The organism is Bacillus sp. 05T31, assembly GCF_056396725.1.
The window spans coordinates 1-16,452 of record NZ_JBFTMA010000026.1; the positions used below are offsets into that span (position 1 = coordinate 1).

Genomic DNA, 16,452 nt, shown 5'->3' on the forward strand with positions numbered 1-16,452 from the left:
ATCCCTCACTGATTACTAGCCCGCACGAAACGGGTTTTTACTGTCCACAAATAGCGGGATAAAGTATATACATCTTGGATAAAGGGGAACAAGGGGATGACAAACATAGTACAGACAAACGGTATGAAAAAACTTGTTTGTTTTTATGAAGAGTGGCAAAAAAACGGCGATGTAGAGAATAGTTTGAAGTTGTTTGAAGTGATTCAAAAATATAAACAAGAGCAGCTTATGCTAGCTTTTTGTGGTCATTTTTCTGCGGGGAAATCGACAATGATGAATCACCTATATAAAGCGCAATTATTACCGACAAGTCCGATTCCAACGAGTGCTAACGTTGTTAAAATTGAAAGAGGATCTGATCGTGTTGTTGTAACGATTAAGTCTGGAGAACAGTATGAATATGACGGCGCATATTCAGCAGAAGAATTAAAACAGATATGTAAAGACGGTGATGAAGTAATTGGTGTTCATATTTATCGAAATGATGCGCCAATTCCTGATGGGGTTATGTTAGTTGATACGCCCGGAATTGATTCTACGGATGATGCCCACCAATTAGCGACGGAATCAACACTGCATCTAGCAGATGTTATTTTCTATATGATGGATTATAACCATGTCCAATCAGAGGTTAACTTACAGTTTGTTAAAGAATTGAAACAACGTAATAAAACGGTTTATCTCGTTGTAAACCAAATAGATAAACATAAAGAAAATGAGTTATCGTTTGAAGAGTATAGAGATAGTGTAAAACAGTCTTTTTCTAACTGGGATATTGAAGTAGATGGTATTTTCTATACATCATTGCGAATGATGAATCATCCATACAATGAAATTCAAAGTTTAGAAGCATTAATCTTTTCTATCATGAAAGAAAAAGAGCAGTATGTAAGAAAGGGAATGGAGCGAGAAACAGAATATTTACTGCAAGAACATTGTTCGTTTATTCTYTCTGAAAATGAAAAACATCTCATGAAATATGAAGAAGAATTAACATCACCACTGTCACTTTCAGAGATAGTTGAAAAAAAGGAAGAGTTAACTGAAAATAAAAATCGGGTGGCTAGTAAAGAATCTGATGTGAGAAATGAATTTATAAAAGGTTTACAAGCCATATTAGATAACGCGTATTTAATGCCATTTGAAATGAGAGAATTGGCAAATAAATATTTAGAAACGAAATTAACGAAGTTTAAAGTTGGTTTGTTATTTGCGAAAGGAAAGACGGAGCAAGAAAAACAGAGACGTGTAGATGCTTTTTATTCTGCTCTTCAAAAGACTGTTGAAACGCAACTTGATTTTCATGTGAAAGAATTTATTGTAGCCTTMTTAAAAGAAGAAGGGTTATTTACAGAGGAAATAGGGAAAGACATATATGCGTTAGAAATTGCTTTCGGACCGGAAGTGTTGGCTGAAACAATTAAACAGGGGGCTGGATTTACCGGTGATTACTTACTTCTTTATACTGCTGACGTTGCAAATGAGTTAAAGAAAAGATACTTTATGAAATCACAGCAAATCTTTGGAAAAAGTACGGGTATATTGCAGAAGAAAGTGAAGATAGAGATTGCTCGTATTGAAGAAGAAATTGAAAAATACACGATGTTACAAACAGCAAAAGAAACAAAATTACAGTACATTAAGACGTATGAGGAATATGAGAGGTATTTAGGAGATATTTGGAATGAAAATGTTTCTATACCAGATGGATTGCAAATAGACGAAATATTACAAAGTAAAAAACAAGTTGTTAGTGAGAAGTTTAAACTACAAGAGCAAGAAATTGTAAATGATAACGTAGCGGCTAGTGAAGAAGAGATTAAAGGAACGAAAGCTTTAAATATTCAGCGTATATTAGAAAAAGTGAAGAAAGCTGAAACGATATTAGATCCATTGCCTACACTGAAACATCTACAGCAAGAAGTAGTTGGAAAAAGACAGCGTGTAGAAACGAAGCAATTTACAGTAGCGTTATTTGGAGCTTTTAGTGCTGGGAAATCATCATTTGCTAACGCATTGCTCGGTGAAAAGGTACTTCCTGTATCGCCAAACCCAACGACAGCAACAATAAATCAAATTTTGCCAGTTACAGAAGATAAACCACATGGAACGGTAATTGTCCAGTTTAAGTCAGAGCAAGCGCTGTTAGAAGATATGAAAGCTGTTTATAAAATGTTTCACTATGAAATTGCTACATTGGAAGAAGCGTTAACGAAAATTGATCAAATTATGAAATACCCTTCACCAAGCGGGAAGCAAAAAACAACATTTAGCTTTTTGCGAGCGGTACAAAAAGGATATGAGGCAGTTGCTAATCATTTAGGGGAACAATTACAAGTTACGTTAGAGGAGTTCTCTGATTATGTAGCTAATGAAGAAAAATCATGCTTTGTTGAGTATATGGAGCTTTATTATGATTGTGCTTTAACAAGGCAAGGAGTAGCTCTTGTAGATACACCAGGGGCGGATTCTATTAACGCGCGCCATACGGATGTTGCATTCCAGTATATTAAAAACGCAGATGCTATTTTATTCGTAACATACTATAATCATGTTTTCTCTCGTGCGGATCGTGAATTTTTAATTCAGCTCGGTCGTGTAAAGGATACATTTGCACTTGATAAAATGTTCTTCTTAATAAATGCTGCCGATTTAGCACAATCTGAAGAAGAACTTGAAATGGTAAAAGGTTATATTGCCGATCAGCTCCTGCAATACGGTATTAGAAGTCCACGTTTATTTGCAATTTCAAGTTTATGTGCGCTTGAAGAAAAGCAAGGGAAAAGTATTGATAAAGAAAAGTATGGTATTTTACAAAACTCCGGGATTACTAAGTTTGAAGAATCATTTACGTCCTTTATGATGAGGGATTTAATGCTTGTATCTGTGCATGCTTTATATGGTGCATTGCAAGGAGCGAATCAGCTTCTTGTAAATATGATAAATGGCGCAAAGCAGGGAAATGATGAGAAAGAGAAGCAAACAAAAAAATATGAAGCAGAGCGTAATCAGCTACTTCATATTATTTCATCATATAGTGTACTTGCTGAAGAGCAAGCAATGCAAAATGAAGTGAAAGAATTGCTTTATTATGTACACCAACGTCTATTTTTACGCTATAACGATGTGTTTACTGAATTTATTAATCCGGCGTCGTTACGAACAGATGGGAATGTGAAAATGCAGTTACAGCAATGTGTAATGGAATTAGTTTCATTTATTCAACATGATTTATTACAAGAAATGCGTGCGACATCATTACGTCTTGAAAAATGGATAGATGAAGCGATGAAGCGTGCAAAGGATGAAATTGTTGTGAATTGCAAAGTGGAAAATGAATCGATTTCTATGGGTGGAACAKTGGATTATGAATATAAAATTATTACACATAAAGAGCCGTTTCCTTCAATAGAAATAAAAGATTTTAAAAAGGCACTAGCACATTTTAAAAATGAGAAAAGCTTTTTTGAAAAAAATGATAAAGCTTTTATGCAAGAAGACGCTAAAGGAGTGTTAGAACCTTTCGTATCAAACTATGTAGTTGATGAAGAAGATTTATTCGTTCATCATTATAAGCAAGAGTGGGATGCAAAATGGAACCTATTCCAAAAAGTGATGCAGCAAGACGTTGAGAATTATTATGAAAGTATATTATTCGCTTTAGCTGAAACAATTGATGTATCGCTATACGAACAAAGTAAAGAAGAGCTACAAAAGCAGTTAGTAGAAATTGAAAAAGAAATTTATATTAAATAGCTGTTATGAAAAAAAGATTCGTTCAATTTTCTTTTGTAGTACAGTATCTAAAGATTTTACAAACCCWGCAAAYTCATCRGTAGAAATCATATGRGTAAGAACTAAGCGTCTGCCGTCTGGTGTTTCACCGCATAAGACGAATGAAGAAAACTCATACGTTTTGTTTTCTACTACTAATTTTGGATAGGAATATGTGTCGCTCTTCTTTTTCTTTCCATCAATAGAGATGACGTTGCATTTTTTCTCATTGTTGTCCATGGTGAATCCCTCCTTTCTATTATCTATGGTAGACAAGGGGGGTTTAGAACAATAGAGGAGGGGGAATTTTTATGTCTGTTGTCATAGAGCGTATTTCGAAAGAAGCTATACCGAAAYCTTTATTAYTKCTTGCTGAYCCAAGTGAAAGCCAAATTGATGCATATGTACAGAGAGGGTTTACGTATATAGCTAAACAAGAAGAAAGAATCATCGGTGTATATGTKCTTTTGGAAACAAGACCRARGACRATGGAAATTATGAATATTGCGGTTGTAGAGCATTTGCAAGGAAAAGGGATTGGAAAGCAGCTATTAAGTCATGCCGTAGAAACTGCTAAAGGATATGGTATGTCAAAACTTGAAGTTGGTACAGGCAATTCTAGTGTTTCACAACTTGCTTTATATCAAAAATGTGGATTTCGTATTTTTTCTATTGATTTTGATTACTTTTCAAAGCATTATGAAGAAGAGATTATTGAAAATGGGATTGTATGTCGCGATATGATTCGGCTTGCAATGGAATTGAATAAGAACGTATAACTTATTTAGGGGGAAGAGAAGATGGAAGTACATAAAGCAATTACAGCACATTCTCGTAAACAAAATGAAAGTGTAAAAGCATGTTTACAATTAGATGCGCAGCGTGAAGCAGCTATTGAAGCAGCCGTATCTCTTGCGTTAAAGGGGAAAGAATTTTCGGTTGATATCATTAATGTTGTAACAAAGCAAATTAATGATCTTGCAAAAAATGGTGTTACACTGCAGCGTAAATTTGTTACAGAAGAAATGGTTATGGAGTATGTAAGTCGTTTGCAAGAGAAAGAAGGTCGTTAAAGATGATAGTTACAGTCGAATGGTTACGTGAGCATATAGAAGATGAGAATGTCCGTATAATCGATTGTCGTTTTGATTTAGCGAATCCTAATTGGGGTAGAGAAAAGTATGAGGAAGAACATATTCTTCATGCGTTATATTTTGATTTGAATGTAGATTTATCAAGTCCTGTAACAGAACATGGTGGTCGCCATCCATTGCCGAATATTGAGGAGTTTGCAGACAAGCTTTCACAAGCTGGTATTGGTGAACATACGACAGTAATTGCATACGACAGTCAAGCGGGTGCAAATGCATCTCGTCTCTGGTGGTTATTAAACTATGTAGGACATGAGAAAGTATATATATTAGATGGCGGATTTCCAGCTTGGAAAGAGAATGGACTACACACAACGCCGAATATCCCAGTTATTGCACGAAAACCTTTTATACCGGAAATACAAGAAAATATGCTTGTAACGATGGAAGATGTGAGAGGGAATATTCGTGCAGGTGCAAATATGACATTAATTGATTCTAGGGAACCAAAACGTTATGCTGGTGCGGAAGAGCTCGTTGATTTGAAGGCAGGGCATATTCCGACGGCAGTAAACTATTTTTGGAAAGATGGGATTTTAGAATCGGGACACTTTAAAAACGAAGAGGAACAGCAAGGGCGTTTCCAAAATCTTGATAAAGAGAAGGAAACAATCGTATATTGTGGTTCTGGTGTTACAGCGTGTCCGAACATAGTTGCATTAAAATTAGCTGGTTTTCAAAATGTTAAATTGTATACAGGTAGCTGGAGTGATTGGATTTCTTATCCAGAAAATCAAATTGCAAAAGAAGAAGATTAATCACTTGCATGCAAAAATAATTTGTATTAAAATAAGGTCACAAGCAAGAGATTGCTTCAAAAAAATTATATTTTACACATTGGAAACAATGTGATAATATAACGACAAGTAAATAATACATCCTGCGGTGTGCGTAACTTATTTATGTCTAAAACCGATGTTAGTTTTACGGAAGCTCAATATTTAGTGACCATTATCAAGCCTTCCTTGTGGAGGAAGATATACGGTAACTGTGAGGGCATCCACCTGCGAGTAGCGGGTTTTTGGACATTTACGAGAGACGGCACTTGCGGGGGTCTTATTTCAACTAATAGTATATAAAATTCCTACGGTGTACGTAGCTTGTGTATGTCTTAAACCAATAAGTATAATGCGGAAGTTCAATATTTAAATGTAGATAGCAGGCCATCTTTTTAAGAAGGAAGTTACAAACATTTGTGAGAACATCCACCTGTGAAAGCAGGTTTATGGACATCTATAGATAACGGCATATGTGGGACTATATAAAAAACCTTACGTTTTATACGTAAGGTTTTTTTGTTGAATAAATATACTCATGTTATCTMGATTTACCTGTAAAGTTCCCATAATAAATATAGCACTTGCGGTCTTCATCAATTTCTCTTGAATCGAGGGTGAATTCCAAATGTATTCCATCCCGTTGAATATATATAATATCTGAATGGAGAGAGGGTAAGATATCCTCGTAATTCCAAATATCTTTACTTTTTATCATAATTGAGCAGGTTTCCTTTAGTTCTCTAATTTCAAAACCTATGTGCGAGTATGTAGGATCTGAAGGGTCGTTGGAAAAAACTTCTTTTTGTATATATAACACTGCTGTCCCGTCTGGATCTACTGAAGTTGCAGTAACGATATATGTATTTCCATCTTTTATAAAATATTCACAAGTCATGCGCGCGACAATTTCAGAATTAGAAATATTTGCGTAGTTCCATAAAGCTGGATACCCGTTTGTTTCATCATTGAGCCGATATTCCAATCTCATTTTATCCCTCTTCTTCCTTTTTCTTCTACTTTATCATGACATCTTATATAATAGAAATATAATTTAAAAAGGGGAGTGCAAAGGTGACAAAAACGAAATGGCTAGTAGGTRGTGTCCTAACATCTTTAATGACGGGCACTTTATTTGGCTGYGCGCAAGATATTCCCCCCGAACCGAATGATAATAGTTGTTCTGATTGGGATTGGGATGATGARCTTGGTGTTTGGCAGTGTGATGATAGTAGTTCAGGTTATCGTGGACATTACTTTTATGGTGGTAMATACTATCAAAATAAATCCACCTTCAAAAATTCATCAGAGTTTAAAACTTATCAATCTTCGGCCGAATTTAAAGGTGGAATTGGAAGCGGTTCAAAAGGTGGATTTGGAGGTTAAAATATGTCGCAATACATAAAGAAAAGAAAAGAATTTTATTCGAATTATCCTCATTTCTGGTCGGATTTATATGAATGTGAGTATAGTTTGTTTCATGTTTTCCCGATAACAGAGCAAACAATGAAACAATTACAAGTAGCAACTGAACGAATGGGAAAAATATTTTTTAAGACTGCTAGAATTCTTCGGAATTTATCTAATGAACAGCTTCTTGAACTCGGTTTTCCAACTGCAAGCTTGCCTTTTATTAGACTGAAAGGGATGTATCCTGAATCTGTTATTTCACGATTTGATTTTGCTTTAACAGAGGATAATCGTATTAAAATGCTTGAGTTTAATAGTGATACTCCAACTTTTATTGTGGAATGCTTTCAAATGAATGGAAAAGTTTGTGAAGAACTTGACTATGATGATCCAAATGCAAATCAAGAGCGCTTACTTTCTTCTGGTATTACAAAAGCCGTAATGGAGTTTACAAAAGGAATGGAAGATCCAAATGTTGTTTTCACAGCTCATCTTGAACATATAGAAGATTGGAATACGACTATGTATTTGAGTGGACTATGTCATGTTGAAAATAAAGTGATGCCAATGACAGAACTTAGAATTACAGATGATGCTTTAGTAGATAGAGATGGTTTACCAATTGATGTTTTGTATCGCCAAACATATCCAATTGAAGACTTRATTGAAGATCAAGATCCCGAAACGGGGGATTTGGTGGGAGTAGAACTTTTGCAACTTGTAAAAGAAGGAAAGCTTTTTATTATAAATCCTTTGTCGGCCTTTTTACTTCAGCCGAAATCAATTCAATGTCTTATTTGGGGATTAGCAGAAGAAGGTGCTTTTTACACAAGTGAGGAACAAAAGTGGATTAAAGAATATATGCTTCCTACATATTTAGAGCCAGATTTATTTTTGGGGAAAAGTCCTTTCGTTCAAAAACCTTCGTTCGGTAGGGAAGGTGACACGATTACGATTCGTGATAAGGATACAAATATTATGATTCGAAATGCACATGAAACGTATAAATCGTCACTGCCTATATTTCAGAAATATATAGAGCTTCCAGTTGTATTTTTGGAAACTGAAAAAGGAATTGAGAAGCTGTCGTACGTGTTTGGGGCTTTTTTAATTGCTGGAAAAGCGAGCAGCATCGGTATACGTGCCGGAGAAAAAATTACGGGAAATGAATCGTATTATTTACCGGTAGGTATTAAGAAGGAGGAAAATAAATGATTAATTTTTTACTATATTTAGCAGTATCACTTGTACTTTTATGTATCGGTCTTTTTCTTATGGAAGTGACAACGAAAGTTAAGGAATTTAAGTTAATGGCTCAAGGGAATAAAGCGGTAAGCTATGTACTTGGAGGAAGACTACTTGGTCTTGCTATCGTTTTATATTCAACGGCTGCTAATTCTATTTCAATTCTTGATATGGTTTCATGGGGAGCTGTTGGGATCTTAGCTCAAATTATTGTCTTTTATTTAGCGGAATGGCTTACACCACGTTTTAATATTAATAAAAGTCTTGAAGAAGATAATCAAGCAGTTGGTCTTTTCCTTATGTTTTTATCACTTTCCATCGGAATTGTAATTGCTGGTTGTGTAACGTATTAAAACCCTTACATTTTAACGTAAGGGTTTTATTTTTCATTTGCTAATTTTTTGCAATATGCGTTCAATTAATTTATGTAGCCGAACGCTGAGCAGGATGCGTATTAGTGTACTAAACTCGAGATAGTTATTGTAATAAGGAAAAGTTTCCATACAAAGTGTTGACATCTATTTTAAATAAGAGTAACATTTTCTATGTAATTATAATAAGTCTCTGTTAGGTGAGGCTCCTGTATAGAGAAATGCTACTGCCCAAAAATGTCGAGAGACGCCAATGGGTCAACAGGAATGATCGAATTAAGGTTTTTCTTAACGTAGCTGGTAATGAACCTATGCTATACAGTGCTAAAACTCGGCGAGGGAGAGGTCCGTAGATTTCTAATTGTATTATATTGGGAATCGCTTATTTGTGTATGCAATGACCTTTGCTCTCTTATGAGTAAGGGTCTTTTTTGTTAGCAAGCTATGAGTAATTTCATAGTATAGATTATAACTAAAAAATTAAAGAGGAGGTGAGGAGCATGTCAAATTCTGACTCGGTTCCGTTACCCATATACTTCAAATCAAAAATATATGATGTAGGCAGGAAACGACTTGTTCCTCCCTCTATATTTATCATAATGTAGCGTTTATTCGAGTATTTAAGCGCTAGACACTTTCACAGTAAAGTGGATAAATTGAGAAACAAAGCGTTTCTTCCTATGTTGTAAAGGAGGAGACGATAATATGTTATATGTAAATAAAAGTGTGGGTAACACTTCGTATAAATTAAGTAAAAAAGCAATGAAAGAACAAACAATGCTTCAAAAAAATAAAGATTTATTAATTGAAATTGCAACAAGAGATGTAAAATCTGTATTTGCGTATTTTAAAACAACAAGAGACGGACTATCTATGAAAGAGGCACAAAAGCGTATTCAAGTATACGGYCGAAATGAATTAACTTCAAAAAGAGCGCGTATTRCGGAAGTAATGATGAAGCTAAGTGGAATGATCCCAGGTCTTTCAAAACAAAATATGGGTGATGAATTACAATGTGAAACAGTTACTGTTTCTAGAGTAGCTGGCTGTAGCGTAACAGGGCTAAACAGTGAACTGAAAATGATGAAATTACCAATACAAGAGCTTGTACCTGGAGATATGATTTTTCTTTCAGAGGGCGATACAGTGCCAGCAGATGTACGTATTATTTATGCAAATGATTTATTAGTAAATGAATCTATGCTGACAGGAAATGATGCTAGTATTGAGAAATTTGAAAGTTGCTATCATCTTGAACGTAAACGATTTATTCCATTAAAACGGATGAAAGACTATAATCCACTTGAACTTGAAAATGTATGTTTCAAAGGTACGTATATTGTTGACGGAAATGCAAAGGCTGTAGTTGTTTCGACAGGTAAAAATACGTATTCAGGAATACTTCATACGTGCTGCGGTAGAATGTCTTAATGTGTTAATGATGCTAAATATACAAAAACAATGTATAATAGACAAAGTTGAACAGAAACGTAGAATGGTAATCTATATATAACCTTACGTGATAACGTGAGGTTATTATTTTTTGTTAGTAGGAGAGGAATTATGAAAAAAGTATTATTAGTTGATGGTATGGCACTATTATTTCGTGCTTTTTACGCAACAAGTGTATATGGACAATTTATGAAACGACAAGATGGTACCCCGACGAATGGGATTCATGGTTATATGAAGCATTTATTAACAGCAACACAAGCAATCGAACCAACGCACATTGTAACGTGCTGGGATATGGGAAGTACGACATTTAGAACGGAATCTTTCTCGAATTATAAAGCAAATCGTGCAGCACCGCCGGAAGAATTAATTCCGCAATTTGATTTAGTGCAAGAAATGACTGCGAAATTATCTATGCCTGTAATCGGTATGAAAGGTTATGAAGCGGATGATTGTATTGGTACGCTTGCAAAACAATATTGCAATGAAGCGGAAGTTTATATTTTGACAGGTGATACAGATTTACTTCAACTTGTTGATACGAATGTTACAGTTATGCTTCTTCGTAAAGGAATTGGAAATTACGAGTATTACACACCGGAAAAAATCATGGAAGAGAAAGGTGTAGAACCTTGGCAAATTGTTCATGCGAAAGCTTTCATGGGWGATACAAGTGATAATTATCCGGGTGTAAAAGGTATTGGTGAAAAAACAGCGTATAAGCTGATTCAAGAATACGGGACAGTATCGGCAGTGCTAGAAAATATAGCATCATTAACGAAAGCGCAGCGCACAAAAATTGAAAGTGATTTAGAGAATTTAAATATCTCTTTACAATTAGCGCAAATTCATTGTGAAGTTCCAATTTCATGCTTATTAGAAGAAGGGTTACACACAATGGACGAAGAAAAACTACGCTTTGTTTGTAACGAAATGAATTGGGGAAGACCTGAAATATTAATTAATATGCTTTAAAGAGCATGGAAAGGTTGATCAAATATATTTTTGATCAACCTTTCTTTTTTTGTTCACAAAGTTGTCAGAAAATAAACGGAATTTTCATATGAAGTTCAAATGGAATTCACAACAATCAACTATTATAAGGACACACAGATAAATCCTTATCCCGCATTAACGGGAGATAGGACTTCTATCTCAGTATTATAGCTGAATAAAGAGTGATGATGGAAGAGTAACGCCCTGTAAAAGCCCGATTGATGTAGGCTAATAATTAGTGAGGGTAAATCCTCTCATTGATTAAAGTTTCAAGTTATCTTTTATATAAACCATCCCCCAAGGAGGAAAATAAACATGCGAAAAAAAGTGAGAAAATCCTTTAAACAATTATTAATAGAAAATAAACAATCCCTACTAACTAATAAAGAGAATATGAAAGAAATTGAAGAACGGATTGAGAAACGACATGTAGCATATAGTGGCGCTAATAATTAAATAAAATAAAAAAGATAGCCTATAAAGGCTATCTTTTTTATTTTATATTGAAAAAACACTAGTCCTCTCTTTAATTTTGTAAGTATGCAACATATTTTTATAGTGTTTTTCTAACAATATTACCCATTTTTCGAGGTTGAAATTGGTATATACCATTTTTCAGGATTTACTATTCATAATATTGCAAAAAATGTTACAATACACTCAAATTTATACTATAAAATCATTTTAATATGAAAAATTGGAATGAAAAGAAAGGAGAGGAATATGAATAAAGATGTCGCTTTGAAATGATTATTATCATTTCATTAGGAGTTGATGTAAAACGATGGAGAGGCATGAAGAACTGGATTCTATAAGAGGAATTTCTTCATTGGTAGTAATGATTGGTCATTATTTGATGATTTTCTCAGCATTTCAAAATTACAGTTATGAAGATAATAAACCATTTGTTGTATATCTATTAAAAGAAACGCCTGCACGTCTTATTTTTAGTAGTGGTAACGAATCTGTTATTATCTTTTTTGTTTTGAGTGGATTTGTTTTGTATGAATCTATTCAAAAAACAWATAGTAGCTATGGATCATACCTTTTAAAACGTATATGCAGAATATAYATTCCRTATATTGTGGCAATAGTCATAGCTATTATATGCCAGACTACAATAAGTAAATATGGTATTTCTTATTTAAGCGAATGGTTTAATCGCTCATGGACGATTGAAAGTTCTTYAAGTCTAATAGCACAGCATGTTTTATTGRTTGGGAAATATAATACAGATACATATAACAGTGTGATTTGGTCACTTGTACATGAAATGCGAATATCTATAATTTTTCCGTTAGTTTTGATGGTTTGTTTACGAAAAACAGTAAGGGGTTCATTACTATCATTGTTTAGTTTTAGTATATGTTCTGTCGTGATATTATTCTTATTTCGCTCGAGTTTAACATTAACAAGCTATGTATTAACGTTGCATTAYACAGTGCTRTTTTTACTAGGAGCACTAGTTGCGAAGTATAAAAATAATTTAATGGCTTTTTATAGTAATTGTACTAAAAACACGAAAATTACATGGTTTTTATTTGCGATTTTACTTTATATGTATGAAGGGCTTATTGGAGAAATTAAAGTGCTCAATAATTTTATATTTCGAGACTACGTAGTAGCGATAAGTGCATGTCTATTTGTCATATTAAGCTTGTCAGTATCAACTTTGTCGTTCTTGCTGCATAATAAATACTTGTTATATTTGGGGAAGATTTCTTACAGTCTTTATTTATACCATATCATATCTTTATTTTCTCTTATATACGTGCTCCATGAAATATTACCGTTACCTATTGTTTTAATTTTGTCGCTTATTCTTTCGCTTATACTAGCAACGATTTCGTATGTATTTGTAGAAAAATTTGCATGTAGAGTCGGAAAGTATGTAACAAAACGAGCGRATAGAGAGAAGAAGGAGTTATTTGTAGAAAATGACGTGCAGGATGTTATTCAGACAAAGGCGGTGAAATAATTGAAGCAAGAAATGAGTATAAAAGATTTTCAACAGTTATTGAAAAGAAGATTCGTAACGATCATTTTGACGATGTGTTGTTTAACCGTTTCTCTAGTTCTTATTTCTATGTATGTGCTAAAGCCTTCGTATCAATATTCAGCGCAAATTCTTGTTGGAAATTTAGATGAGTTTAATAAGGAAAATACAGCGAATAAAACACAAGAAAATAAGCAACTTGTAACATCGTTTGTTGACATTTTAAAAAGTCCACTTATTATTTCGACAGTAARAAACACTTTGAAATTAGAACAATCAAGTTATGAATTAGCACAAAAAATTTCGGTGTTGAATACGGACAACTCACAAATTGTTACTGTTACAGTAAAAGATTCGGATCCTAAAATCGTGAAAGAAATTGTAAAGTCATTGGCAGAACAATCTCAAAAAAGCTTTCAACAGTATACGAATGTACAAGGGGTAAAAATATTAACTGACCGAGAGTTACAGGAAGAAGCTGAAAAACTGTTTCCGAAATTTCAACTTATCATTCCTATCTCTTTAATTGTTAGTTTTTTTGTTGGTGTAGGTTTAGCTGTATTTCGAGATTATTTTGATGAACGTATATACGTGGAACAGGATTTAGAGAAAATAACGACAGTCTCTGTTATTGGTCATATAAATATGAAACCGAAAAGAAAAAAGAAACCTAAAGAGGTTGATAAGCAATCATCTATATATCGAGGTGAACATGTCGATGTTTAAGACAAAGAAAAAGCTGCCATTCGATCCGCATGATGCTCTGATGAAAGAGCAGTTTTATACTGTATATCACGAGTTGAAAAAATCTGGAAAACAACTATTCTCAGTTATTTCAACGAAGGACAGAGGCGTTGTTGCCTCGCTTATAGTAAATATGGGGCTAGTTTTTGCGGAAATGAAAAAAAAGGTGTTACTTATCGATGTGAATTTTTCGGACCCTAAACTACACCTACTATTACAAAGCGATCATATGACAACAGTAAACGATATAATAAGCTCCCATCCATGTAATTATGAAACGTTTTCAAGTGATTTGTCTAAATACTTGTATTGTATTCCTGCAAAAAAAACAGTACACAGCGGAACGCCSTTAGTTGCTATGGATGAATTTGATAATGTAATWGAYAAGTGGAAAGWAGAYTTTGATTAYATTTTCTTTTATTCATCYGAAGTATTTGAGCTTCCTGCKACGYAYATTATTGTGGRRAAATGYGATGGAGTAATYTTGGCAGTCAAAAAACGRAAAGATTCGCTGCGYACAGTRMAAAAAGTAATAGCGGACATAAAGCGGAAAGAATGTGAATTGCTAGGTATAGTTTTATATTCTTGAATTTGGAGGTAACGATCCATGATTCGTGAAACAAATCAAGCTAAGTTGTATGCTATTCCRGCTCAAGAAAAGGATAAGRTTTTGAATCGAAGTGTAAAACGCTTGTTTGATATTATATTTTCACTCATATTGTTACTTTTWACGATACCAATTATRTTGTTYTTTTGTATKWTGATTGCTTTAGAAACATCAGGGGCTCCAATCTACTTTCAAGAGCGATTAGGGATTAATGGAAACAAGTTTAATTTATTTAAATTAAGATCGATGGTTAGTGATGCTGAAAAGAACGGACCACAATGGGCAAATGAAAATGATCCGAGAATTACAAAGGTTGGATTGTTTATAAGAAAAACGAGAATTGATGAATTACCACAACTTATAAATATTTTAAAAGGTGATATGTCTTTTGTTGGTCCTAGACCAGAGAGAGAGTATTTTTATGAACAATTCGAAGTTAATATTCCAGAATTCAAGCACCGTTTATTGGTGAAGCCGGGGTTAACAGGATGGGCACAAATAAATGGAGGATATAATCTTGATCCGAAAGAAAAGTTAAAATTGGATATGGAATATATGGAATTGAAAACAATTAGAATGGATATTCATATTTTATGTAAAACTGTTTTAATTGTATTGAATGGGAATGGTGCAAGATAAAAAACATAGTAAATATGTTTTTATACAAATAATAGATGAATATACAACGAATCTAAGTAGGTTACATGCAAAGGAGAACTGGTATGGGTAGATCCATTCTAAACAATATTGTACATTTATTTTATAGTACGATTTTAGCTAATCTTCTTCAAGCCATTAGCTTAATTGCTTTAGCCAACTTTTTTAATGCACAAAATTACGGGATGTTTAGTGTTGCAATCGCATTAACGTTTGTTATGTTATTTTTTACAGATTTAGGACTTAGTAATACATTTCTTCGAGAAGGAGCAAAGGAAGGAGTAGATTTAGAGGCAATTTTATCTTCGTATATAAAGATAAGGATGATTCTTCTAATTGTCATTTCGGTAATTGGTTATATAGCTATTCATTTTGTGTATGAGGATAAGGATTTAATTTATATGATGTTGAACGTAATGTTCTTAATGTTAATAGGACTAACGTGGCAAAATATAGGGATTGCTTATTTTCAGTTGATGGAACGTATGAAATATATAGCCCTTATTAAAGTTGTATCAGCATCTATTGTCATCATAATTACATTTATCTGTATTTTCGGAGAACTACCAGTGTATATAACGGCTCGTTTATATGGTTTTGGTTATATGATCGGTGGTTTATTTAGTTTTTACGTAATGAGAAGAAAAATGAATATGAATATGAAAGTAATAGTTCATAAAGGATTATTTTGGCAATTAACACCTTTTATTGTAAGTGGATTTTTAATAATGAGTACGCCACAATTAGCACCTATTTTACTCAACTATACATTGTCATTAAGTATGGTAGGTGTTTTCGCGGTTGCTYATCGGATGCCAGCAGCTTTATACCAGGTGCCGGGGGTAATTGCAGGAGCGTTTTTCCCAGTGCTCTTTAAACATTATAACCAAAATAATTTAGAAGAGCATATGAAATTAAATATGCTTCAAATGAAATCAATGGCRGTYGTGGGWATATGTATGACGATAGGCTTATATAATTTAGCGCCATATTTTATTTCTATATTTTTTCATGAGGAATGGAGTAATGCAGTAGAGCCACTTCAAATATTATCTTTTCTTATTGTGTTACAAAGTATAAATATTGCTATCGCTGATGGTTTAACAACGAGTGGGGGGCAAAAGAAAAGAACTGTCGTGCAGTGTGTTGCTTTAGTGATTGGTGGAATTATGCTATACAGCTTCAGTAGTATCTGGGGAGTTATAGGGGCAGCTTATGCTATGGTTTTATTTGAGATAGTGGCCTTAGTAGGATATATAACAGTAAGTGC

The 16,452-nt window shown here is 33.8% G+C and carries 17 protein-coding genes, 2 other RNA genes and 1 riboswitch; of the genes, 17 read left to right on the plus strand and 2 right to left on the minus strand.

Annotation, left to right across the window (positions count from 1 at the left end; genetic code table 11):
• Nucleotides 1-96: 96 nt before the first annotated feature.
• Nucleotides 97-3,756 (plus strand): dynamin family protein, encoded by a 3,660-nt coding sequence (locus AC1DJR_RS03310; RefSeq protein ID WP_477001997.1) that lies wholly within the window; start codon nt 97-99, stop codon nt 3,754-3,756.
• A gap of 3 nt (nt 3,757-3,759) precedes the next feature.
• Here AC1DJR_RS03310 and AC1DJR_RS03315 read toward each other — a convergent pair whose 3' ends face one another.
• Complete coding sequence (locus AC1DJR_RS03315) at nt 3,760-4,014, minus strand: DUF3931 domain-containing protein (protein WP_000369740.1); 255 nt, start codon at nt 4,012-4,014, stop codon at nt 3,760-3,762.
• A gap of 71 nt (nt 4,015-4,085) precedes the next feature.
• On the opposite strand from AC1DJR_RS03315, the gene AC1DJR_RS03320 reads away from it, so the two are divergent.
• The 5 genes from AC1DJR_RS03320 (at nt 4,086) to ssrS (AC1DJR_RS03340) (ending at nt 6,187) form a co-directional block, all read left to right on the plus strand.
• A complete protein-coding gene (locus AC1DJR_RS03320; protein ID WP_477001998.1) occupies nt 4,086-4,553 on the plus strand; it encodes a GNAT family N-acetyltransferase in 468 nt (155 codons plus the stop codon).
• Between the two features lie 21 nt (nt 4,554-4,574).
• On the plus strand, nt 4,575-4,847 hold the full coding sequence (locus AC1DJR_RS03325; RefSeq protein WP_353824728.1) for a YpbS family protein: 273 nt from the start codon (nt 4,575-4,577) through the stop codon (nt 4,845-4,847).
• Nucleotides 4,848-4,849: 2 nt separating this feature from the next.
• Complete coding sequence (locus tag AC1DJR_RS03330; protein WP_044438068.1) at nt 4,850-5,683, plus strand: sulfurtransferase; 834 nt, start codon at nt 4,850-4,852, stop codon at nt 5,681-5,683.
• 116 nt (nt 5,684-5,799) lie between these two features.
• Nucleotides 5,800-5,982: non-coding RNA, 6S RNA (ssrS, locus tag AC1DJR_RS03335), on the plus strand.
• A gap of 21 nt (nt 5,983-6,003) precedes the next feature.
• Nucleotides 6,004-6,187: non-coding RNA, 6S RNA (gene ssrS, locus AC1DJR_RS03340), on the plus strand.
• Nucleotides 6,188-6,242: 55 nt separating this feature from the next.
• Here ssrS (AC1DJR_RS03340) and AC1DJR_RS03345 read toward each other — a convergent pair.
• Nucleotides 6,243-6,692 carry a hypothetical protein gene (locus tag AC1DJR_RS03345; protein ID WP_429686660.1) on the minus strand — a complete coding sequence of 150 codons (450 nt, stop codon included), beginning with the start codon at nt 6,690-6,692 and terminating at the stop codon, nt 6,243-6,245.
• 83 nt (nt 6,693-6,775) lie between these two features.
• On the opposite strand from AC1DJR_RS03345, the gene AC1DJR_RS03350 reads away from it, so the two are divergent.
• From AC1DJR_RS03350 to AC1DJR_RS03400, 11 genes are all read left to right on the plus strand, one after another.
• The gene (locus tag AC1DJR_RS03350; protein WP_477001999.1) at nt 6,776-7,087 is read left to right on the plus strand and encodes a hypothetical protein; all 312 of its coding nucleotides are present in this window, start codon (nt 6,776-6,778) and stop codon (nt 7,085-7,087) included.
• 3 nt (nt 7,088-7,090) lie between these two features.
• Nucleotides 7,091-8,326: a glutathionylspermidine synthase family protein gene (locus tag AC1DJR_RS03355; protein WP_429692309.1), complete on the plus strand. Its 1,236-nt coding sequence runs from the start codon at nt 7,091-7,093 to the stop codon at nt 8,324-8,326.
• Entirely contained in the window at nt 8,323-8,709 is a 387-nt protein-coding gene (locus AC1DJR_RS03360; RefSeq protein ID WP_002086561.1) for a DUF350 domain-containing protein, read from the plus strand. Before AC1DJR_RS03355 ends, AC1DJR_RS03360 begins: the two co-directional genes overlap by 4 nt.
• 203 nt (nt 8,710-8,912) lie before the next feature.
• A riboswitch (M-box (ykoK) riboswitch) is annotated at nt 8,913-9,078 on the plus strand.
• Between the two features lie 354 nt (nt 9,079-9,432).
• Entirely contained in the window at nt 9,433-10,158 is a 726-nt protein-coding gene (locus AC1DJR_RS03365) for a P-type ATPase actuator domain-containing protein (RefSeq protein ID WP_477002000.1), read from the plus strand.
• Between the two features lie 132 nt (nt 10,159-10,290).
• The gene (locus AC1DJR_RS03370; protein WP_002135339.1) at nt 10,291-11,157 is read left to right on the plus strand and encodes a 5'-3' exonuclease; all 867 of its coding nucleotides are present in this window, start codon (nt 10,291-10,293) and stop codon (nt 11,155-11,157) included.
• Between the two features lie 336 nt (nt 11,158-11,493).
• Nucleotides 11,494-11,634: an FbpB family small basic protein gene (locus AC1DJR_RS03375; RefSeq protein WP_429686662.1), complete on the plus strand. Its 141-nt coding sequence runs from the start codon at nt 11,494-11,496 to the stop codon at nt 11,632-11,634.
• A 328-nt stretch (nt 11,635-11,962) separates the two neighbouring features.
• Nucleotides 11,963-13,156 carry an acyltransferase family protein gene (locus AC1DJR_RS03380; RefSeq protein WP_477002001.1) on the plus strand — a complete coding sequence of 398 codons (1,194 nt, stop codon included), beginning with the start codon at nt 11,963-11,965 and terminating at the stop codon, nt 13,154-13,156.
• Nucleotides 13,157-13,900, plus strand: a complete 744-nt coding sequence (locus AC1DJR_RS03385) for a YveK family protein (protein ID WP_477002002.1) — start codon at nt 13,157-13,159, stop codon at nt 13,898-13,900. It abuts the gene before it with no gap.
• A complete protein-coding gene (locus AC1DJR_RS03390) occupies nt 13,887-14,507 on the plus strand; it encodes a CpsD/CapB family tyrosine-protein kinase (protein WP_477002003.1) in 621 nt (206 codons plus the stop codon). Before AC1DJR_RS03385 ends, AC1DJR_RS03390 begins: the two co-directional genes overlap by 14 nt.
• Nucleotides 14,508-14,525: 18 nt before the next feature.
• Nucleotides 14,526-15,164: a sugar transferase gene (locus tag AC1DJR_RS03395; RefSeq protein WP_477002004.1), complete on the plus strand. Its 639-nt coding sequence runs from the start codon at nt 14,526-14,528 to the stop codon at nt 15,162-15,164.
• Between the two features lie 83 nt (nt 15,165-15,247).
• A partial coding sequence (locus AC1DJR_RS03400) for an oligosaccharide flippase family protein (protein WP_477002005.1) occupies nt 15,248-16,452 on the plus strand: 1,205 nt, incomplete at its 3' end.